21 protein-coding genes are annotated in these 19858 nt (G+C 68.7%); 8 read left to right on the top strand and 13 right to left on the bottom strand.

Features of this window, described 5'->3' with window-relative positions; translation table 11 throughout:
- Positions 1-40 precede the first annotated feature (40 nt).
- On the top strand, positions 41-730 hold the full coding sequence (locus G0Q01_RS17050; RefSeq protein ID WP_203595057.1) for a glutathione S-transferase family protein: 690 nt from the start codon (positions 41-43) through the stop codon (positions 728-730).
- Positions 731-779: 49 nt separating this feature from the next.
- Here G0Q01_RS17050 and G0Q01_RS17045 read toward each other — a convergent pair whose 3' ends face one another.
- The 4 genes from G0Q01_RS17045 to G0Q01_RS17030 all read right to left on the bottom strand — a co-directional run bounded on the left by G0Q01_RS17045 (position 780) and on the right by G0Q01_RS17030 (position 4694).
- A complete protein-coding gene (locus G0Q01_RS17045; protein WP_164195555.1) occupies positions 780-1187 on the bottom strand; it encodes a DUF1499 domain-containing protein in 408 nt (135 codons plus the stop codon).
- A gap of 137 nt (positions 1188-1324) precedes the next feature.
- Entirely contained in the window at positions 1325-2284 is a 960-nt protein-coding gene (speB, locus tag G0Q01_RS17040; RefSeq protein WP_164195557.1) for an agmatinase, read from the bottom strand.
- 4 nt (positions 2285-2288) lie between these two features.
- Positions 2289-3455 (bottom strand): M20 aminoacylase family protein, encoded by a 1167-nt coding sequence (locus G0Q01_RS17035; protein WP_164195559.1) that lies wholly within the window; start codon positions 3453-3455, stop codon positions 2289-2291.
- Between the two features lie 78 nt (positions 3456-3533).
- The gene (locus G0Q01_RS17030; protein ID WP_164195561.1) at positions 3534-4694 is read right to left on the bottom strand and encodes a M20 aminoacylase family protein; all 1161 of its coding nucleotides are present in this window, start codon (positions 4692-4694) and stop codon (positions 3534-3536) included.
- A gap of 63 nt (positions 4695-4757) precedes the next feature.
- Here G0Q01_RS17030 and mazG point away from each other — a divergent pair, with 63 nt between their 5' ends.
- Both mazG and G0Q01_RS17020 read left to right on the top strand, forming a co-directional pair.
- Complete coding sequence (gene mazG, locus G0Q01_RS17025; protein ID WP_164195563.1) at positions 4758-5630, top strand: nucleoside triphosphate pyrophosphohydrolase; 873 nt, start codon at positions 4758-4760, stop codon at positions 5628-5630.
- A 91-nt stretch (positions 5631-5721) separates the two neighbouring features.
- Positions 5722-6723, top strand: a complete 1002-nt coding sequence (locus G0Q01_RS17020) for a Fe(3+) ABC transporter substrate-binding protein (protein WP_203595056.1) — start codon at positions 5722-5724, stop codon at positions 6721-6723.
- A 193-nt stretch (positions 6724-6916) separates the two neighbouring features.
- On the opposite strand, the gene G0Q01_RS17015 is transcribed toward G0Q01_RS17020, so the two are convergent.
- The gene (locus G0Q01_RS17015; protein ID WP_164195566.1) at positions 6917-8062 is read right to left on the bottom strand and encodes an alpha-D-ribose 1-methylphosphonate 5-triphosphate diphosphatase; all 1146 of its coding nucleotides are present in this window, start codon (positions 8060-8062) and stop codon (positions 6917-6919) included.
- Positions 8063-8134: 72 nt separating this feature from the next.
- On the opposite strand from G0Q01_RS17015, the gene G0Q01_RS17010 reads away from it, so the two are divergent.
- Positions 8135-8818, top strand: a complete 684-nt coding sequence (locus tag G0Q01_RS17010) for a DUF1045 domain-containing protein (protein ID WP_164195568.1) — start codon at positions 8135-8137, stop codon at positions 8816-8818.
- Here the strand turns inward: G0Q01_RS17010 and phnN are convergent.
- The 8 genes from phnN to phnG all read right to left on the bottom strand — a co-directional run bounded on the left by phnN (position 8800) and on the right by phnG (position 14254).
- Positions 8800-9354 carry a phosphonate metabolism protein/1,5-bisphosphokinase (PRPP-forming) PhnN gene (gene phnN / locus G0Q01_RS17005; protein WP_164195571.1) on the bottom strand — a complete coding sequence of 185 codons (555 nt, stop codon included), beginning with the start codon at positions 9352-9354 and terminating at the stop codon, positions 8800-8802. The two genes, G0Q01_RS17010 and phnN, sit on opposite strands and share 19 nt — an antisense overlap.
- Positions 9351-10034 carry a phosphonate C-P lyase system protein PhnL gene (gene phnL, locus G0Q01_RS17000; protein ID WP_164195573.1) on the bottom strand — a complete coding sequence of 228 codons (684 nt, stop codon included), beginning with the start codon at positions 10032-10034 and terminating at the stop codon, positions 9351-9353. Before phnL ends, phnN begins: the two co-directional genes overlap by 4 nt.
- Positions 10035-10098: 64 nt before the next feature.
- Complete coding sequence (gene phnK, locus G0Q01_RS16995; protein WP_164195575.1) at positions 10099-10869, bottom strand: phosphonate C-P lyase system protein PhnK; 771 nt, start codon at positions 10867-10869, stop codon at positions 10099-10101.
- Positions 10866-11735: an alpha-D-ribose 1-methylphosphonate 5-phosphate C-P-lyase PhnJ gene (locus tag G0Q01_RS16990; protein ID WP_164195577.1), complete on the bottom strand. Its 870-nt coding sequence runs from the start codon at positions 11733-11735 to the stop codon at positions 10866-10868. Before G0Q01_RS16990 ends, phnK begins: the two co-directional genes overlap by 4 nt.
- The gene (locus G0Q01_RS16985; RefSeq protein ID WP_108966265.1) at positions 11732-12136 is read right to left on the bottom strand and encodes a hypothetical protein; all 405 of its coding nucleotides are present in this window, start codon (positions 12134-12136) and stop codon (positions 11732-11734) included. Before G0Q01_RS16985 ends, G0Q01_RS16990 begins: the two co-directional genes overlap by 4 nt.
- Positions 12133-13224 (bottom strand): carbon-phosphorus lyase complex subunit PhnI, encoded by a 1092-nt coding sequence (locus G0Q01_RS16980; protein WP_164195579.1) that lies wholly within the window; start codon positions 13222-13224, stop codon positions 12133-12135. The genes G0Q01_RS16985 and G0Q01_RS16980 overlap by 4 nt, the downstream gene beginning before the upstream one ends.
- Positions 13224-13805, bottom strand: coding sequence for a phosphonate C-P lyase system protein PhnH (gene phnH, locus G0Q01_RS16975; protein ID WP_370457250.1), 582 nt, complete (start codon positions 13803-13805; stop codon positions 13224-13226). The genes G0Q01_RS16980 and phnH overlap by 1 nt, the downstream gene beginning before the upstream one ends.
- Entirely contained in the window at positions 13805-14254 is a 450-nt protein-coding gene (gene phnG, locus G0Q01_RS16970; RefSeq protein WP_108966269.1) for a phosphonate C-P lyase system protein PhnG, read from the bottom strand. The genes phnH and phnG overlap by 1 nt, the downstream gene beginning before the upstream one ends.
- A gap of 114 nt (positions 14255-14368) precedes the next feature.
- Here phnG and phnF point away from each other — a divergent pair, with 114 nt between their 5' ends.
- The 4 genes from phnF (at position 14369) to G0Q01_RS16950 (ending at position 19819) form a co-directional block, all read left to right on the top strand.
- Positions 14369-15097: a phosphonate metabolism transcriptional regulator PhnF gene (gene phnF, locus G0Q01_RS16965; RefSeq protein WP_164195581.1), complete on the top strand. Its 729-nt coding sequence runs from the start codon at positions 14369-14371 to the stop codon at positions 15095-15097.
- 76 nt (positions 15098-15173) lie between these two features.
- The gene (locus G0Q01_RS16960; protein ID WP_164195584.1) at positions 15174-16355 is read left to right on the top strand and encodes an alpha-D-ribose 1-methylphosphonate 5-triphosphate diphosphatase; all 1182 of its coding nucleotides are present in this window, start codon (positions 15174-15176) and stop codon (positions 16353-16355) included.
- A gap of 104 nt (positions 16356-16459) precedes the next feature.
- A complete protein-coding gene (locus tag G0Q01_RS16955; RefSeq protein ID WP_164195586.1) occupies positions 16460-17425 on the top strand; it encodes a substrate-binding domain-containing protein in 966 nt (321 codons plus the stop codon).
- 120 nt (positions 17426-17545) lie between these two features.
- Positions 17546-19819, top strand: coding sequence for a methyl-accepting chemotaxis protein (locus G0Q01_RS16950; protein WP_164213674.1), 2274 nt, complete (start codon positions 17546-17548; stop codon positions 19817-19819).
- The last annotated feature ends 39 nt before the right edge of the window (positions 19820-19858 follow it).

The following is a 19858-nucleotide window of genomic DNA, read 5'->3' as shown; positions in this document are numbered from 1 at the left end:
CTTTTCCTCGCCTCTCAGGCACGCCGAAAGGTCCGCTTCCATGACCGAGACATTGATAGACACCCCGCTCACCGTCACCGCCTTCGACTGGGTTCCGCCTTTCGCCCAGGGGCTCGTGCGCGACCTGCGCGTCCGCTGGGCGCTGAAGGAGGCCGCGCTGCCCTACGAGGTGGAGCTGCTCGCCATGGGCACGCAGGGCGAGCCCGCGCATCTGTCGCGCCAGCCCTTCGGCCAGGTGCCGGTGCTGACCGCCGGTACGACCCCCATGTTCGAGAGCGGAGCCATCCTCTGGCGTATCGCCGAGGCTGGCGGCACCGCACTGCTGCCCGCGGACACGCCCGGCCGCGACCGCACGCTGAGCTGGGTCTTTGCAGCGCTGAACACGATCGAGCCGCCGATCACCATGTACCAGCAGATGACCCGGCTCGCGGTGGACAAGGCCGCCGCCGACACCATGGAGCGCGAGATCCGCAAGGCCATCGAGCGTCGGCTGGGCCAGCTTCAGGCGACGATGGAGGGGCGGCCCTGGTTGGCCTGCGACCAGTTCACCGTGGCCGACCTGGTGATGGCGACGGTGCTGCGCGGGCTGCGGGATACGCAGATCGTCGCGCAATTCCCGAAACTGGACGAGTTTCTCTCGCGCTGCACCGCCCGCCCCGCCTTTGCCGAGTCGCTGGCGGAACAACTGGGGGCCTTCGAGGAGAACGCCCCGCGATACGCGGCGGAGTGATCCGAACCTCGGAAGAGTTGTGCAAGGCCCACAAAAGACCTTGCACCCTTCAGTTCTGCCGCGTCTCCAGTTCCGACAGCCAGGCGTCGACGCGGGCCTTGTTCACCCCCATGTCCGACTGGCCGAACCGTTGGCGGGCGTAGAGCCCCAGTTGCCCCTCGCCCTGCTGCACGGTGGTGTAATCGGGAAAGCCCATCCATTTCGAGCGCGAGATGTAGGTTACCCGCCCCTCGCCGGGGCTGCCCGCCAGCACCTCGGTGCGCGGGCTCTCGAGGATGATCCGGTGCAGCGCCTCAAAGGTCTCCTCTCCGCCCGGGATGCGCCGGCGCACGCCGCTGGCTAGATCCTGGTCGGCGCTCACCTGAGGGTCGACGTTCCAGACGGCGGGGTCCGAAGGCGCCAGCCGTATCCAGGCAAGCCCGGCGACCACCAGCAGAAGCAAAACCCAGAATATCATCCGCACCACGCGATCCTTTCGTCTCTCTCCACCCGCGGCGCCCGGCGCGGCGGGTGGCTCCTGATTTCACGATTCCCGCGCCTTTTCAAAGCGCATCACGCCTGGCTCGCGGGATCGTGCTCGTGCTGGCGCCGCGATCAGCGCCGGGTCCAGCCCCAGAGGCACAGCAGCTCCGTTGCCACATGCGCGCCCGCGATGGCGGTCGCGCCGGTGGTGTCGAACGGCGGCGAGACCTCGACGACATCGCCCCCTACCAGATTGATGCCCGCCAGCTCGCGCAGGCAGACCGCGGCCTGATGGCTCGACAACCCTCCCCAGACCGGCGTGCCCGTCCCCGGCGCGAAGGCCGGATCGAGCGCGTCGATGTCGAAGCTCAGGTAAACCGGGTGGCCGCGCACGATCTCGCGCGCCTTGGCCGCCGCGGCCTCGGGGCCGATCCGGTGCAGCTCGCGCGCGTCGATGATGTTGAAGCCGAGCGTGTCGGGATTGTCGGTCCGGATGCCGATCTGGACCGAGCGCGCCGGATCCACCAGCCCCAGCTTCACCGCCTTGTACATGAAGGTGCCGTGGTCGATCCGGTTGAAATCATCATCGGCCCAGGTGTCGGTATGGGCGTCGAACTGGATCACCGACATCGGCCCGTACTTGGCGGCATAGGCCTTGAGAATCGGCAGGGTGATCGAATGGTCGCCGCCCAGCGTCACCGTCGCCGTCTCGGTGGCGAGGATACCTGCGATATGCGCCTCGAGCGTGTCCGGGAAGGCAGGTACATTGGCGTAGTCGAAGGCCAGGTCGCCATAGTCGGCGATGGCGAATTCCGACAGCACATCGTAGCCCCAGCCATACGGCGCGTCGCAGGGCTGCAGCAGCGAGGCCTCGCGGATAGCCCGCGGGCCGAAGCGCGTGCCGGTGCGGTTGGTCACCGCCTGGTCGAAGGGCACGCCGGTCACCGCGATATCGGCGCCCGACAGGTCCTTGGTGTAGCGCCGGCGCAGGAACGAGACCGCGCCGCCGAAGACGTTTTCGAAACTCGGACCCTTCAGCTCCTGCCGGGTGAAGGCGTGGTCGATCTGGGATTTCGCGTCTTCAAGGGCCATGGAGTCACTCCTGCAGGGGCAGCGCGGTCTCGATCAGACGCGCGAAGAAGCTGGCGCCGATCGGCGCGATCTCGTCGTTGAAGTCGTATTTCGGATGGTGGCAGCCGAAGGTGTCCCCTTGCCCGAGAAAGAGATAGGCGCCGGGGCGCGCCTCGAGCATGTAGGAGAAATCCTCGGCAGGCATGATCGGGTCGCAATCATCGGTCACCCTGTCCTCGCCCACCACCTCGCGCGCCACCTGCGCGGCAAAAGCCGCCTGCTCGGGGTGGTTGATTGTCACCGGGTAGCCGCGGTCATAGGTCAGCTTGGCGGTGCAGCCGTAGACCTGCGCCTGCGCCTCGACGATCTCGCGGATCCGCCGCTCGGCGAGGTCGCGGGTCTCGGCCGAGAAGCAGCGCACGGTGCCGGTCAGATAGGCGGTCTCGGGGATGATGTTGAAGGTCGTCCCGGCGTGGAACTCGGTCACCGAGACCACGAGGCGGTCGAGCGCATTGACGTTGCGGCTGACAATCGTCTGCATGGCCTGCACGATGGCCGCCCCCGCCGGGATCGGGTCGATGCACTCCTGCGGCGAGGCGCCGTGACCGCCCTTGCCGGTGATGTCGATGCGGAACTCGTCGGCCGAGGCCTGCAGAGGGCCGGCGGTGGTCAGGAAATGCCCCTGCGCGTCGCCCGGCGCATTGTGCATGCCATAGACCTCGGAGACGTCGAACCGGTCCATGATGCCCGCCTCGATCATCGCCTTGGCCCCGGCCCCGCCTTCTTCGGCGGGCTGGAAGATGAGCGCGACGCGGCCGGCGAAATTGCGTGTCTCGGCAAGGTACTTGGCGGCGGCGAGCAGCATGGTCGTGTGACCGTCATGGCCGCAGGTATGCGCAACCCCCGGCACCTTCGAGGCGTGCTCGGTGCCCGACATATCCTCCATCGGCAGCGCGTCCATGTCGGCCCGCAGCGCAATGGTGCGCCCCGCGCCGCGACCCTCGATGAGCGCCACGACGCCGGATTGGGCAATGCCGGAGTGAATCTCGGTGATGCCAAAGCTCCGCAGCTTGTCGACGACGAATTTCGCCGTCTCGTGACAGTCGTACTGCAACTCGGGGTGCTGGTGCAGATGGCGGCGCCACGCCTTCAGCGTTTCGGCATCGGCGGCGATGGAATTGATAACGGGCATTCGGGGTCTTCCCTCGGGTCTTGCCCCCCGCCCAGACGGCCGGGGGCGTTGCTTGCCCGCAATGAAGACCGAAAAGCCTTACGTTCGCAAGGGTTGCCGGGTCTCGATCAGCTTCACGAAATAGGAGGCGCCGAGCGGCGCGGCCTCGTCGTTGAAATCGAACTTCGGATGGTGCACCGACGGCCCGATGCCCTGACCGAGGTAGAGGAAGGACCCCGGCCGCGCCTCGAGCATATAGGAGAAATCCTCGGCCCCCATCGAGGGCGCGATCTCGTCCAGCACCTCGGACACAACGCCCGAGGCGACCCCCACCGCGAAGTCAGTCTGCGCGGCGTGGTTGACGGTCGGCGGGTAGTTCGGCTGGAAATCGAGGTCGGCACTGACGCCATAGGCCATGGCCTGACCCTCGACGATCTCGCGCAGGCGGCGTTCGGCCATGGCACGGATGCCGGGATCGAAGCTGCGGATGGTCCCGGCCAGACGCATGGTCTCGGGGATGACGTTGGTGGCCGAGCCGCCCTGCACCGTGGTCAGCGAGACCACCAGCGATTTCAGCGGGTCGGCGTTGCGCGACGGCACCGACAGCAGCGCCTGCCCGATGGCCAGCGCGCAGGGCACCGGGTCGATGCAGAGGTCGGGGTGCGCCGCGTGGCCGCCCTTGCCCGTCAGCACCAATTCGAAATCGTCGACCGCCGCCATGATCGGCCCGCGGGTGGTCGCCATGGTGCCCAGAGGCAGCGAGGGGTCGGTGTGGATGGCGTAGACCTCGGAGATCCCGAAGCGGTCCATGATGCCCTCTTCGACCATGATCCGCCCGCCACCGATGGTCTCCTCGGCGGGCTGGAAGATCAGCGCCACCTTGCCCGCGAAGTTGCGGGTCTCCGACAGGTACTTCGCCGCGCCGAGCAGCATGGTGGTATGCCCATCATGGCCGCAGGCGTGCATCTTGCCGGGCACACGGCTGGCATGCTCGGCGCCGGTTTCCTCGTCCATCGGCAGCGCGTCCATGTCGGCGCGCAGGCCGGTCACCGGCCCCTCGCCCTGCCCCTCGATGATCGCAACGACGCCGGATTGGGCAATGCCCTCGTGAATCTCGGTGATCCCGAACTCCCGCAGCCGCGCCACGACGAAGGCCGCCGTCTCGTGGCAGTCGAGGCTCAGCTCGGGGTTCTGGTGCAGATGGCGGCGCCATGTGCGCATCTCGTCGGCGTAATCCGCGATCCGGTTCACGATGGGCATGGGTGGACTCCTGAAGGTCTTTGAAGCAGGAAAAGGTCAAATACCGATTTGCCGGAGATGTCCATGACCCTCGATCCGCGTGACGATCTGATCCACGATCCCAAGGGCGGCATGCCCCGTCTGCTCGAGATCATGCGCCGCCTGCGCCACCCCGAGACCGGCTGTCCCTGGGATCTGGAGCAGGATTTCTCCACCATCGCCCCCTACACGATCGAGGAAGCCTACGAGGTCGCCGACGCCATCGAGCGCGAGGCCTGGGACGAGCTGAAGGGCGAGCTTGGCGATCTGCTGTTCCAGTCGGTCTTCCACGCGCAGATGGCCGAGGAGCGCGGGCTGTTCAGCTTCGACGAGGTGGCCGACACCATGTCCGACAAGATGGTCGCCCGCCACCCGCATGTCTTCGGTGACGAGAGCAACGAGAAGTCCCCCGACCAGCAGGTGGCCGACTGGGAGAAGATCAAGGCCGCCGAACGCGCTGCCAAGGCGGAAAAGGGCGTGCTGGATGGCGTGGCGCTTGGGCTGCCGGCGCTGCTGCGCGCGGTGAAACTGCAGAACCGCGCCGCCCGTGTCGGCTTCGACTGGCCCTCGACCGACGAGGTGATCGACAAGCTGATCGAGGAGACACAGGAGCTGCGCGAGGCCACCGATCCCGACCACGCAGAGGAGGAGTTCGGCGACCTGCTCTTCGTCATGGCCAACCTCGCCCGGCACATGAAGATCGACCCCGAGCAGGCGCTGCGCCGCGCCAATGCCAAGTTCACCCGCCGCTTCAACTCCATCGAGGCCGCGCTCGAGGCCCGCGGCAAGCGCCCCGAGGACAGCGACCTGGCCGAGATGGACGCGCTCTGGGACGCGGCGAAGGTGGCGGAAAAGGCGCAGAAAGCCGCTCGCGCCACGTCACGCCCCGACGGGCCGCAGGCCGACACAAATACCTGATCTTTCCGATAGGGCATTGATCTGATAATTTCACTCGGGTAAGTGGCTGACAGTGATGAACCAACACCACGAGCATGACCGGAGGACTTTGATGCTGCGTCTCGGAACCGCCCTCGCCCTGATTGCCACCGCGGCCCCCGCGCTGGCCGAAGAGGTCAACCTCTACTCCTACCGTCAGCCCGAGCTTCTCCAGCCGCTGACCGACGCCTTCACCGAAGCCACCGGCATCGACGTGAACGTGGCCTATATCGACAAGGGCCTCGAGGAACGCCTCGTCGCCGAGGGCGACCGTTCGCCCGCCGACCTGATCTTCACCGTCGACATCTCGCGTCTCGCCGCCGCCGTGCAGGCGGGCGTGACCCAGCCGGTCGAAAGCGCCGTGCTCGAGGAAAACGTGCCGGCACAATACCGCGACCCCGACGGGCAGTGGTTCGGCCTGACGACGCGCGCCCGCATCGTCTACGCGTCGAAGGACCGCGTGGACCCGTCCGAGGTCACCACCTACGAGGATCTCGCCGATCCGAAGTGGAAGGGCCGCATCTGCACCCGCTCGGGCACCCATGACTACAACGTCGCGCTGGTGGCGGCGATGATCCACCACCACGGCGAAGAATACGCCAAGGAGTGGCTGCAGGGGCTGAAGGACAACCTTGCCCGCCGCCCGCAGGGCAACGACCGCGCGCAGGTCAAGGCGATCTGGGCCGGGGAATGCGACATCAGCCTCGGCAACACCTATTACATGGGCCAGATGCTGAACGATCCCGAGCAGGTGGAATGGGCCAATTCGGTCAACGTGCTCTTCCCCGAGTTCGAGAACGGCGGCACCCATGTGAACATCTCCGGCGTGGCGATGACCAAATCGGCACCGAACCGCGAGAACGCGCTGAAGATGATGGAATACCTGACCTCGCCCGAGGCGCAGGAAATCTATGCCCACGCCAATTACGAATACCCGATCGCGCCCGGTACCGAGGCTGACGAACTGGTCAAGGGCTGGGGCAGCTTCACCGCCGACGACACCAACCTCATGACCCTCGCCGAGCAGCGCGGCGCGGCGCTGCGGCTTGTCGAAGAGGTCGATTACGACGGCTGAGCCAATTCTCTGCCGAAGACGCGAAAGGGCCCCCTCGGGGCCCTTTTTCCTTGCAGCGGTCGGGGGATGCAGTTGCCGAGGGGGCGCTGCCACCTCGCCGCGGTGCGGCTCACCCCATACGTATTTTGCAAGAGAAGAACGACCGGACGCGCGCCTGCCCTTCTTCTCTTTTCAAATCCGCATATCCGGCGTCTCAGGCCACCCGGCGCCCGTGGCTCCAGACGCCGCGCAGGCAGGGCTGCCCCTCGATCCGGCGCAGCCGCACCACATCGGCCAGAAGCCCCGGCGCAAGCCGCCCCCGGTCGTCCAGCCCCGCGGCGGCGGCGGGCGCCGCGCTCACCGTGGCAATGCCGCGCGGCAGGTCGTCCCAGAGGTCCGCCAGCAGGAAGGCCGCCCCCATCAACGCCGCCGGCACGTAATCCGACGAGACGATGTCCAGCAGGTCCAGCCGCGCCAGTTCCTCTGCCGCGACATTGCCCGAGTGCGAGCCGCCGCGGATTAGGTTCGGCGCGCCCATCATCACCGCGATTCCCGCCGCCTTGCAGGCCCGTGCCGCCTCGACCGTGGTCGGGAATTCCGCCAGCCGCACGCCATGGTCACGGCTGGTCCCGACATGCCCTGCGGTCGTGTCGTCGTGGCTTGCCAGCACCGCGCCGAGCCGCCGCGCCGCCGCCACCGCCCCGGCCTCATGCGCCGCGCCGAGTTCGCTGCGCAACCGGGTCAGGTGGCCGACATGGGCGTCAAAGTCATCGGCGCTCAGCCCGTGCTTGCCGCACATGTAATCGCGGTATTTCTCGATGTCGCGGAACTGGCGCTGGCCCGGTGTGTGGTCCATCAGCGACAGGATGCCCACCCGGTCCTCGGCACCGAACTCGGCCAGTTCCTCGAGCAGCGTCTCCGAACAGGTCTCGGCCCTCAGGTGCAGGAAGTGGCTGATCTTGAGCATGTCGCGGCCGCGCGCCGCGAGCAGCTCGCCCGCCAGAGCCCGCGCGTATTTGCCGTATTTCGACTTTCGGTCGGTCACCACCGAGCCCACGCGCATGGCGTCGAAGACCGTGGTGATGCCGCAGGCGGCAAGCTCGGCATCATGCGCGAGGATCGCCGCCATATGCGGCCAGGTCACCTTGGGGCGCGGCTGCATGTGGCGCTCGAGGTTGTCGGTGTGCAGCTCGATCAGCCCGGGGATCAGCAGATCGCCGTCGCAGTCCTCGGCCTCCGCAGCCGTGGTGGTCGTTCCGGGATTGATCGCCTCGATCCGTCCCTCGTTCATCACCAGCGTGCCGGCGATCACCTCGTCTTCGAGCACGATCCGCGCATTGCTCAGGATGGTCCGTGCCATGGTCTACCTCTTTCTCTCGGCGCTCTTTGCGCCGTCATGCAACTGTGACATGACGCTGTCATGACGCGCGCCATGCATGATTTTTCCCGTTACGCCATCTACTACGCCCCGCAGCCGGGGCCGCTGGCAGAGTTCGCCGCCGCCTGGCTGGGCTGGGACCCCGCCCGCGGCGCCCTTGTTCCGCACCCGGCGCTGCCCGGGCTGCCGCGCCCCGTCGCCGAGATCACCGAGGCGCCGCGCAAATACGGCTTCCACGGCACGCTGAAGCCGCCGATGCGGCTGACCGGGAGTGCCGAGGCGCTGCACGCCGACCTTGGCGCGCTGGCCGCCCGGCTGGCGCCGGTCACCCTGCCCGGGCTGGCGCTCACGCGCATCGGCAGTTTCCTCGCGCTGACCCCCCTTGGCGATGCGATGCCGCTGGCGCGCCTCGCCGCCGAGGTGGTCGAGGCGTTGGACCCGCACCGCGCGCCGCCTTCCGACGCCGAGCTGGAGCGCCGCCGCCGCAGCCGCCTGAGCCCGGCGCAGGAAGCGAACCTGGCGCGCTGGGGCTATCCTTATGTGATGGAAGAGTTCAAATTCCACCTCACGCTCACTGGCAAGCTGGCCTTCGGCGAGGCCGAGCAGGTGGCCGAGACGCTGCAGCCGGTGCTCGCCCCGCTGCTGCCGCAGCCGTTCGACATTCGCGACCTGTGCCTCTTCGGCGAGGCGGAGGACGGGCGCTTCCACCTGCTGCACCGCTACGCCCTCACCGGCTGAAGCAGGGCGACCAGCCGGGCCGCAGCGATCTCCAGCGGCCCGGAATTGTCGATCTCGTGCACCTTGAGCCCCTGGTTGATCTGCGGCGGCAGCGGCAGCGCCGCGCGAGAGAGCCGCGCCGCGATCTCCGCCGCGCTTTCGCGCCCCCGCGCCGCCAGCCGCTCTGTCAGCACCTCCGGGCGGGCGGTCACGTGCAGCACCTCGAGCTCGGGCAGCACCTGCGCCGCCTGCTCGAGCGCGCCGCGCGAGCCGTTGAACACCACCGGGCGGCCCTCCGCGCGCAGTGCCAGTTCGGACCAGCGGATGGCGTAGCGCAGCCCGTGCGCGCCCCAGTGCAGGGCGAAGTCGCCCTCTCTCAGCATCCCTTCGAACCTCTCCTCCGAGACCGCGAGGCAGGGCTCGCCCCCGGCTTCGGCCGCGCGGGTCACCACGCGCTGAACCACGTGCAGGCCCGGCACCCGCGCCGCCGCCTCGGCGAGGAGGCTGTCCTTGCCCACACCGGACGGGCCGACGAGGGCGAAGACCCGCCCCCTCATGCCGCCCGCGCCGGGGTAAATCCGCTGACGTCGATCTCCCGGTCGCAGACCTTCTTCCGCGCTTCGGCGTCATGGAAGATGCCGATGATCGCCGCACCGCGCGCCTTGGCCTCCGTGATCAGCTCCAGCACCACGGCGCGGTTGGTGGCGTCAAGCGAGGCCGTCGGCTCGTCGAGCAGCAGCGCCGGAAAGCCATGGGCGAAACCGCGCGCGATGTTGACCCGCTGCTGCTCGCCGCCGGAAAATGTGGTGGGCGAGAGGCTCCAGAGCCGCTCGGGGATGTTGAGCCGCGCCAGCAGCTCGCGCGCCCGCGCCTCGCCCGCCGCCGCGCTGCCGCCCGCGGCAAGTACCGGTTCGGCCACCACCTCGAGCGTCGGCACCCGGGGCACCACGCGCAGGAACTGGCTGACGTAGCCCAGCACCTCGCGGCGCAGCGTCAGGATCTCGCGCGGTTCGGCTTTCGCCACATCCACATCGCCGACCATGATGCTCCCGGCCCCGGCAAGGTAATTGCCGTAGATCATCCGCATCAGCGTGGACTTGCCCGCGCCGGAATTGCCCACCAGCGCCACGCATTCCCCGGGCGCCACCGAGAGCGACGCGCCCTCCATCACCGGGATCACCGCGCTGCCCTGGTTGTGCAGCACGAAGCTCTTCGACACGTCCGAGATCCGGATCATCGCTTCTGTCCCTCTTCTCTTTCCAAATTCGCAGACCCCGCCCGCACCACGGGCACCGACCGGATCATACCTGCAGCACGCTCGACACCAGCAGCTGGGTGTAGCCATGCTGCGGGTCGTCGAGCACCTGATCGGTGAGGCCGGTCTCGACCACCCGCCCGCCCTTCATCACCATCAGCCGGTCTGCAAGCAGACGCACCACCGCCAGGTCGTGCGTGACGATCACCGCCGAGAGCCCCATCTCGCGCACCAGACCGCGCAAGAGGTCCAAGAGCCGCGCCTGCACCGAGACGTCGAGGCCCCCGGTGGGCTCGTCCATGAACACCAGCCGCGGGCCGGTGACGAGGTTGCGGGCGATCTGCAGGCGCTGCTGCATGCCACCCGAGAAGGCGCGCGGACGGTCGTCGACACGGTCCTCGGAGATCTCGACCCGGCCCAGCCAGTCGATGGCCTGTTCGCGGATGCCTTCGTAGTTGCGCGCGCCCACGGCCATCAGCCGCTCGCCGACGTTGCCGCCCGCCGAGACGCCCATGCGCAGCCCGTCGCGGGCGTTCTGATGCACGAAGGCCCAGTCGGTGCGCGCCAGCATCCGCCGCTCGGGCTCTGACATGGTGAGCACGTCGCGCGGGCCGCCCGCGCGGGTGTCGAAGACCACCTTGCCCGCATCCGGGGCGAGCTGGCCCGAGAGGCACGACAGCAGTGTCGACTTGCCAGAGCCGCTCTCGCCGACGATGCCCATGACCTCGCCCGGCCAGAGATCGAAACTCACGTCGCCGCAGCCGAGCCGCGCGCCGTAGTGCTTGGTGACGCCCTGAACGGAAAGCAGCGGGGTCATGCGTGTTCCTCCTGCGGGGAGAGCGCACCACGGTGCCCTTGGGCCAGCCGCGAGGCGCAGAAATCGGTGTCGGAGCAGACGAACATCCGCCCGCCGGCATCATCGGTGATCACCTCGTCGAGGTAGCTGGTGCCGCAGCCGCAAAGATCGCAGGCGTGATCGGCCTTGCTGGGCTCGAAGGGATGGTCCTCGAAATCGAGGCTGACCACCTTGGTATGTGGCGGCAGCGCGTAGATGCGCTGCTCGCGTCCCGCGCCGAAGAGCTGGATCGCCCCGCTTTCGAGCTTGGGGTTGTCGAACTTGGGGATCGGCGAGGGGTCCATGACGTAGCGGCCCTCGACCTTCACCGGGTAGGCGTAGGCCGTCGAGATGGCGCCATTGTGGGCGATGTCCTCGTAGAGCTTGACGTGCATCAGCCCGTATTCCTCGAGCGCGTGCATCTTGCGGGTCTCGGTCTCGCGCGGCTCGAGGAAGCGCAGCGGCTCGGGGATCGGCACCTGATAGACGAGGATCTGCCCTTCCCCGAGCGGCTGCTCGGGGATGCGGTGGCGGGTCTGGATCACCGTCGCCTCGGCGGTGTGCTCGGTGGTCTCCACCTCGGCGGTGCGCTCGAAGAACTTGCGGATCGAGACGGCGTTGGTGGTGTCGTCGGCGCCCTGGTCGATGACCTTGAGCCGGTCCTCGGGGGTGAGGCAGGCGGCAGTCACCTGCACGCCCCCCGTTCCCCAACCATAGGGCATCGGCATCTCGCGGCTGGCAAAGGGCACCTGATAGCCCGGCACCGCCAGCGCCTTGAGCAGCGCGCGGCGGATCATCCGCTTGGTCTGCTCGTCGAGATAGGCGAAGTTGTAGGCCTGATCGGTCATGACTCTGGCTCCTCGCCGAAGAGATAGATTTCACCCCAGACGATCTCGTCGCCCAGTTCGGGGTCGCTGAAGGCTTCCAGAAGCCCCTCGTCGACTGCGCCGTCCTCGTCGAGCGGCAGGTCCGAGGGGACCGAAATCAGCCGCACGTCCTCGATGCTGCTCGCCACGCCGCCGCATTCCGCGACATGCTCGGAGAGCTGCACCTCGACCTCGGCCGGGGAATTGGCCGAAAGGCAAATCCACAGCACCGCCAGCGCCGCGTCCTCGTCCACCTCTCCCTCGTCATCTCCGAAAAAGGGACAGGGCGTGCCCGGCATGCGGACCACCTCGACCAAGGCGCAGTACCAATCTTGACCCTTCGGCAGTTCGGGCAGTTTCGCCCCGTGATAACCCTTGCTCATTCCGCAGCCTCCTTGATTTTTGCTGTGCCCAGAGCCTCTGCCCGCATCTTGCGGACCAGTTCCAGCTCGGACTGAAAATCGACGTAGTGCGGCAGTTTGATATGTTCGAGGAAACCTGTCCCCTGAATATTGTCGGAATGGGCCAGAACGAACTCCTCGTCCTGCGCCGGGGCGCCGATGTTCTCCTCGCCCAGCTCCTCCCAGCGCAGCGCCCGGTCCACGAGCGCCATGGAAATCGCCTTGCGCTCGGTCTGGCCGAAGACCAGCCCGTAGCCGCGGGTGAACTGCGCCGGTTCGGTCTTGGAGCCGGCGAACTGGTTGACGGTCTCGCATTCGGTGAGCGTCAGCTCGCCGATGCAGACCGGAAAGCCCAGCTCCGGCACCTCCATCTCGACCGCGACCGCGCCGATGCGCAGCTCGCCGACGAAGGGGTGGTTGCGGCCGTAGCCACGCTGGGTGGAATAGGCCATGCCCAACACGAAGCCCTCGTCGCCGCGGGTCAGCGCCTGCAGCCGCAGCGGACGGCTCGCCGGGTATTCCATCGGCTCGCGCGTCATGTCGGGCGGCGGGGCGTCGCTGCGCGGCTCGTCCTGGATCAGCCCATCCTTGTTCAGGAACTCGGTCACCCGCGGCGTCGGCTCGCGGCGCGGCTCGGCGGCGCGGGCGCGTGGCGCCTCGCCCTCGGCTTCAAGTGCGAAGTCGAGCAGTCGGTGCGTGTAATCGAAGGTCGGCCCCAGCACCTGCCCGCCGGGCACGTCCTTGAAGGTCGCGCTGATGCGGCGGTCGCAGAGCATCGCGGTGGTGTCCACCGGTGCGGAATGGCCGAGCCGCGGCAGGGTCGTGCGGTAGGCGCGGATCAGGAAGATCGCTTCGATGAGATCGCCGCGCGCCTGCTTGATCGCCAGCGCCGCGAGGTCGGGATCGTAGAGCGAGCCCTCGGCCATCACCCGGTTCACCGCCAGCGCCATCTGTTCGCGGATCTGGGGCACGGTCAGCTCGGGCACATCGGGATCGCCGCGCCGCTCCTCGGCCAGCCAGTCATGCGCCGCGTCGATCGCGCGCTCGCCGCCTTTCACAGCCACATACATCAGAGCGTCTCCACTTTGGTTGTCCGCGGCAACGCCGCCAGCTTGTCGTCCGCGGTGAAGTAGCAATCCCAGCCGAGCGGGAAGCGCAGCGCATTGCGCCTGAAGGCCCCGGTCTCGGGAAGAGTCAGCGCCGCCTCGGTCTCGATGCCCGGGCCGGTGAGTTTCATGCCCGCGCTCTCCAGCCTGTCCACCTCGACGATCAGCGTCACCGAGCGGTCGGGGTATTCGGCAGTGCCGATGCGGTAGCGGTCCAGCGGCTTCAGCGTCTCCCAGCTGCCGAGGGCGAACATCGCCTCTTCGGCGGGCACGACCGGCGCGCCGATGTGGAAGGCGATCCAGCGCTTCAGCGCGGCGCCGTCGCAGCCGGGCGCGAGGTGGATCGGCGTCTCGCGGTCGCAAAGGGTCAGCAGGAGCACCGCTGCCGCCGTGGAGATCCCCGGCGCCTCGGCGCCCGCGACCGTCTCGATCCGGCCCGGCCGTGCCATCGCCTCGAGCGCCGCGCGGAAGGCCCGCGCCGCCTGCACGGGGGCGTCGGCAAAACCGCCCGTGAGCACATCGCCTGTCAGAATGTCGGACTGCATCATTCCCCCCGCACCATGGTGAAGAAATCCACCTTCGTCGCCGCGGCCTTCGCCGCCCGCGCCGCGCGCCGCGCCGCTTCCTCGGCGGCCAGAGGCGCCAGCACCCGGGCCTGCATTTCTTCGGCCCGCGGGCCCTGCATCAGCGCATCGACCAGCGCCGCGCGCTCGGCATGGCTGCGGCCCCGCCCCTGCACATGGGCATGGCCCACCTCGCCGCTTTCCAGCCTCAGCGCGCACCGGGTCACCGTCATCTCGCCGAGGTTGAAGGGCGCGCCGGTGCCGCCCATGCGGCCGCGCACCATGACGCCGCCAGTCTCGGGCACCCGCAGCCAGTCGAAGCCGGGCAGCTCCGCGCCCTCGAGCAGCGCGTTAAGCCGCTCGGCCGGGGCACGCGCCAGCAGGCCCATCCAGCCCTGCCGCGCGGCGATTTCCTGTTCAGGAGTTTCCATCTGGACACCTTGCCGATTTGTCTAGATAACTATACAACTAGACACGTGATACGCCGCTCGACCCGAGTCGGGCAAGGGCTCATCGCGTGAAATTTCGGTGACAGAGGTCCGACCATGCCCCGCTCTCCCGTCTGGCACGCCATTGCCACCACCCTCGAAAGCGAGATCTCGCGCCGCCATTATCGCCCCGGCGACAAGCTCCCGACCGAGGCCGAGCTGGCCACGCGCTTCGGGGTGAACCGGCACACGGTGCGTCATGCGCTGAAAGACCTCGGCGACCGCGGCCTCACCCATTCCCGGCGCGGCGCCGGGGTCTTCGTGCGGATGGCGCCGATGGACTACCCGATTGGCGGGCGCACGCGCTTCAGCCAGAACGTCCGCGCCTCGGGCCGGCTGCCCGACCGCAGGCTGCTGCGGATGGAAACCCGCCCCGCCGACAGCACCGAGGCCGAAGCGCTGCAGCTTGATCCCGGCGAGCCGCTTCTGGTGCTCGAGGGCGTCTCTCTGGCCGGTGGCGTCCCGATGGCACATTTCGTCTCGCTCTTCCCCATCGGCCGCCTGCCCGGCCTCGACGAGACCCTGCGCGAGGTGAACTCGGTCACCGAAGCGCTGCGCCGCCATGGCATCACCGATTACACCCGCGCGCAGACGCGGCTCACCGCCGAACCCGCCTCGGCCATGCAGGCGCTGCACCTCAACCTGCGCGAGGGCGAGCCGCTGCTCCGCTCGACCTCGATCAACCTCGGCCCCGACGGCGCGCCGGTGGAGCAAGGGCACACCTGGTTCGCGGGCGACCGCGTGGCGCTCACGATCAGCCATGAGGATACAGGCGCCGCAAGGTGAGCCGCCGTCACGCCCATGACACAGACGCCGGGTAGAACCGCCTGAAACCCCAGAGCAGCCATGGCGGGTGACAGACATGACGGCCCTACTCCCTCCCCTGCGTCTCACCGGCGCAACCCTCCTGCGCGACGGCGAGATGCAGAAGCGCTCTCTGGTGATCGAGGGCGGCGTGATCAGCAAGGGACCGCTCCCCGAGGTGGACCTTTCGGGGAACCTCATTCTGCCGGGCATCATCGACCTGCACGGCGACGCCTTCGAGCGCCATATCGCGCCGCGCCCCTCGGCCCTCTTCCCGATCCTCGCCGGCCTGCGCTGGACCGATCGCGAGGCCGCCGCCCATGGCGTCACCACCGCCTGGCTGGCGCAGTGCTGGAGTTGGGAGGGCGGCATGCGCGGCCCGGAGTTCGCCGAAGAGGTGATGGCCGCCCTCACCGCCTACCGCCCGCAGGCCCACACCGACCTGCGCCTGCAGATCCGCTGCGAGACCCATATGCCCGACACGCGCGCGCGCATGCTCGCCGCAATCCTCGCGCATGGGGTCGATTACGTGGTGTTCAACGATCACCTGCCCGAGGCGCTCGAGGTCGCCGACCGCGATCCGCACCGGCTCGCGCTCTGGGCCGAGCGTGCCGGCGAGACGCCCCAGACCTTCGTCGCCCGGCTGCGGGAGGCCCGCGCCCGCTCGCGCGATGTGCCCCGGCACCTCTGCGCGCTGGCCGAGAGCTTCGACGCCCATGACATCCGCTACGGCAGCCACGACGATCCGGACGGCGACACCCGCGAATACTACCGTCTGATCGGCGCCCGCATCGCGGAGTTCCCGACCACCGTCAGTGCTGCCAAGCTCGCCCGCGCCTTCAACGATCCGGTGCTGATGGGGGCGCCCAACGTGGTGCGCGGCCGCAGCCAGGCAGGCAATGTCTCGGCCCAGCACCTGATCGCCGACGGGCTCTGCGACGCGCTGGTCTCGGATTACCACTACCCCTGTCTGGCCGAGGCCGCCTGGACGCTGGTTGACAAGGGGATGAAGACGCTGCCCGAGGCCTGGGCGATGATCTCGACCACCCCGGCCGAGATCATGGGACTGGTCGACCGTGGCAGCCTCGAGCACGGCAAGCGCGCCGACTTCGTGGTGGTGAACGCAGAGAGCCGTGCCATCGAGGCGACGGTCTGCGGCGGCCGGCTGACCTATCTCGCCGGCGAGGCGGGCGCCCGGCTGGTCTCGGCGATGCAGCGCCGGCGCATGGCCGCCGAGTAACGCCGGCCGGCGGCTTCAGGCCGTCGTCGCCTTAAGCGGTTGTTCAACTCTCCTGTCGTAAGACCCCGGCACCCCCGACCACGCCGGAGACAGGAGTCCGTGCCATGCCCCGCCCCGCTCTCCTTCGCAGGCTGCGCCATCTGCTGCTGCTGACGCTGCTGCTCGCCACGGCGCAGGCGCAGGCGCAGGCACGGGCCGAGGGACGGATCAGCATCATCGTCAACAACCCCGAGAACCCCTATTGGGCCGCAGAGGGGGACGTGGCGAAGGCCACGGCGACCGAACTCGGCTACAAGGCCGTCGTCACCGCGCATGAGGGCAATCCGCTGATCGAGGGCGCCCGGGTGGACGCCGCCATCGCCGCCGGGGTCGATGCGATCATCCTCGACCCCGCCGACGCCACCGACTCCGCCGAGACAGTCAGGCGGGCAAAGTCGGCGGGCATTCCCGTCTTCATCGTCAACGCGGGCCTGGCCATGCCAGGCCTCGCGGTGGCGCAGCTCCTGTCGAACAACGCGCAGGGGGCGGAACTCGGCGCGCGCCGCTGGCTCCAGGCGATGGGCGAAACAGGCAGTTACGTGGAGCTGCTCGGTGCCGCCGCCGATCCCAATGCCGCCATCCGGTCCAAGGGCTTTGCCAATATCCTCGGCGCGGCGGAGGGGCTGCACCGCGTCGCTGCGACACCCGCCGATTGGAACCGCACGCGCGCCTACGAGGAAACCCGGAAACTCCTGGCCAGCCATCCGCAGATCACCGGGGTGATCGCCGGCAATGACGAAATGGCGCTTGGTGCCGTCGCCGCCCTGAAGGAGGCGGGGCGGCTCGCTTCGGTCACGGTGGGCGGCTTCGACGGCTCGCCCGACGCGGTGACCGCGGTGGCCGCGGGCGAGCTGGTCTACACGGTGCTGCAACCCGTCGCCCTCTTCGCCGAGGAGGCGGTGCGCCAGGCGGACCACTACATCCGCACCGGCAAACCCCGCGAAAAGCGCGAGGTCCAGTTTTTCGACTGCCTGCTGATCGACGCCGGCACGGCCGGCAACATGACGTCAGCTTTCGTGCTGGGCGACTGACTGTCCCGCGTGACAATGCCAGAGCCGCGCCGGTTAGGCGCTTGTTCAGCCTTTCATGGTTGAAAGATCCCACCGGCGGGCGCGCCGCCCGAACCCCGCCAGCAGCAACAGGAACACGCCATGTCCCGCCTGCGCAGCCTCTCTGTCGCTCTCAAACTGCCCCTCCTGATGATCGCGATCGCGATCGGCTGCCTCGGCGTCGCGGGGGCAATTGCCTACAAGGTCTCGCTCGCGCAGCTGATGCAGGAGGTGAGTTTCCGCCTCGCCGCCGTCCGCGACACCCGCGCCGCGCTGCTCGAAGATTGGTTCGACGACAAGCTCGGCGCGCTCGGCGACATCGCGACGCAAGCCCACACCATCGAGGCAGCGAGCAGCTTTCTCAGCACCTACAACAGCCTTGGTCCCGGGGCGAACGACCACCTGCGGCGCAATTACGTCGATGAAAACCCCAACCCGCCCGAGGCCCGCGATGCCCTGGAAGAGGCGCCGGACACCACCGCCTATTCGCTTTTCCACAAGAAATTCCATGCTGCCTTCCGCAACGATGTCGAGACCCTGGACCTGCGCGACCTGCTCATCGTCTCGGCCGCGGGCGATGTGATCTACTCGGTGCGCAAGCAGGGGAATTTCGCCACGAGTCTTGGCGAGGACGGCGGCGCGCTCGGCACTGCGGTCCGCGCCGCGCTGGCCGAGGGTGCGGCGTTCGGCTTCGCCGATTTCACCGCGGAGCCGGCGCTCGGCGGCGCGGTGGCGGGCTTTGTGGCGCTGCCGCTGGACAATGAATGGGGGGATCTGGTCGCGGCGCTGGTCTTCGAACTCGATGAGGCGGAGATCGGAAAGATCCTCGCCATGCCCTCGGCGCTCACCGCCACCACGCGTATCGCGCTGATCGGGCCGGATCACACCCGGCGCAGCACCGGCAGCCTCTCCGGCGGGACCGGCGCACTCGGCAGCGCCGCGCCGGACAATCCGGCGATCAGCGCCGCGTTCTCCGGCGAGAGCGGCGTCACCGAGCTTGCGCTGCCGGGTGGCGAGAGCTTTCTCGCGGCCTTCCAGCCGGTCCGCCTCGGCCCGCCCGAGGCGACCGGCGGCACAAGCTGGGCGCTGCTCGCCGCGGAACCTTCCGAGGTGATCGCGGCAGGACCGCGTGCCCTGCTCGGCAAGCTGGTGCGTGCCGCGGTGCCGGCGCTCATCGTCGCCCTGCTGGTTGCGGTGCTCGCGGCGCGCAACATCGCCCGCCCGCTGGGGCGGATCACCGCCGCCGTGGGCGAGGTCGCGGCGGGTCAGTACGACACCGAGATCCCGGCGCGCAAACGCGGCGACGAGATTGGCCGCATCGCCCGCGCCCTCGACGCCCTGCGCCGCGACCTACGGCAGAGCCGGGATGACCTGCAATCCGGCGCCAGCACCCGCGCCGCGATGCAAAGCGCACAGGCGTCCGTGGTGGCGGCGCTGCAGACAGCCCTTTCCCGACTTGCCGAGGGCGATCTCGGCAGCACCGTCAGGCAGGATTTCCCCGAGGACTACGCGCGCCTGCGCACCGATTTCAACCGCGCGACAGACCGGTTGCAGCAGGCGATGATCGATGTGTCGCAAAGCGCCGAGGCGATCAACCACGACGTCGATCACATCACCCAGGCATCCGAAGAGCTGGGCCAGCGCACCGAACGCCAGGCCGCCACGGTCGAAGAAACCGCCGCCGCGCTCGACCAGCTCACTGCCTCGGTCTCGGAGTCGGCGAAGAACGCCGCCGAGGTGGACGGCCTCGTCGGAAAGGCGCGCGAGGACGCGCAGGCCAGCGGCGAAGTCGTCCGCGAGACCATTGAGGCGATCGGCGTCATCGAAGCCGCGTTCCAGCAAATCTCAGGCAATATCAGAGTGATCGACGACATCGCCTTTCAAACCAACCTGCTGGCTCTCAATGCCGGGGTCGAGGCGGCGCGGGCCGGAGACGCGGGCCGGGGATTCGCGGTCGTCGCCTCCGAGGTGCGGCTGCTCGCGCAGCGCTGCTCCGAGGCGGCCAGCGAGATCAACACGCAGATCACCGCCTCGTCCGACCACGTGCAGAACGGCGTGCGGCTGGTCGGACGCACCGGCGGCGCCTTGAAGGAAATCATCGACTCGATCCGCACCATCGCCGACCGCGTGACCACCATCGCCGAGTCGGCGCGCGAGCAGTCCACCGGCCTGTCGGAACTCAACAGCGCGGTGAGCGAGCTCGACATGACAACCCAGAAGAACGCGGCGATGTTCGAGCAGACCTCCGCCGCCAGCTCGGACCTGCGCGAGGCCGCGCAGGCGCTTCGGCAGAACGTCGGCCGCTTCAAACTCGGCAGCCGCGCCGAAGACTGGTCCGCGGAAACGGCCGGGACCCGACACGCCGCCTCTGCCTGAGGCCTGGCAACCCGGCGCGAGCGTGAAGCGTCGTCGACC

It is taken from the genome of Salipiger sp. PrR007 (assembly GCF_010499845.1).
GTDB classification, from domain to species: domain Bacteria; phylum Pseudomonadota; class Alphaproteobacteria; order Rhodobacterales; family Rhodobacteraceae; genus Salipiger; species Salipiger pacificus_A.
This window is presented reverse-complemented; position numbering and strand designations above follow the sequence as displayed.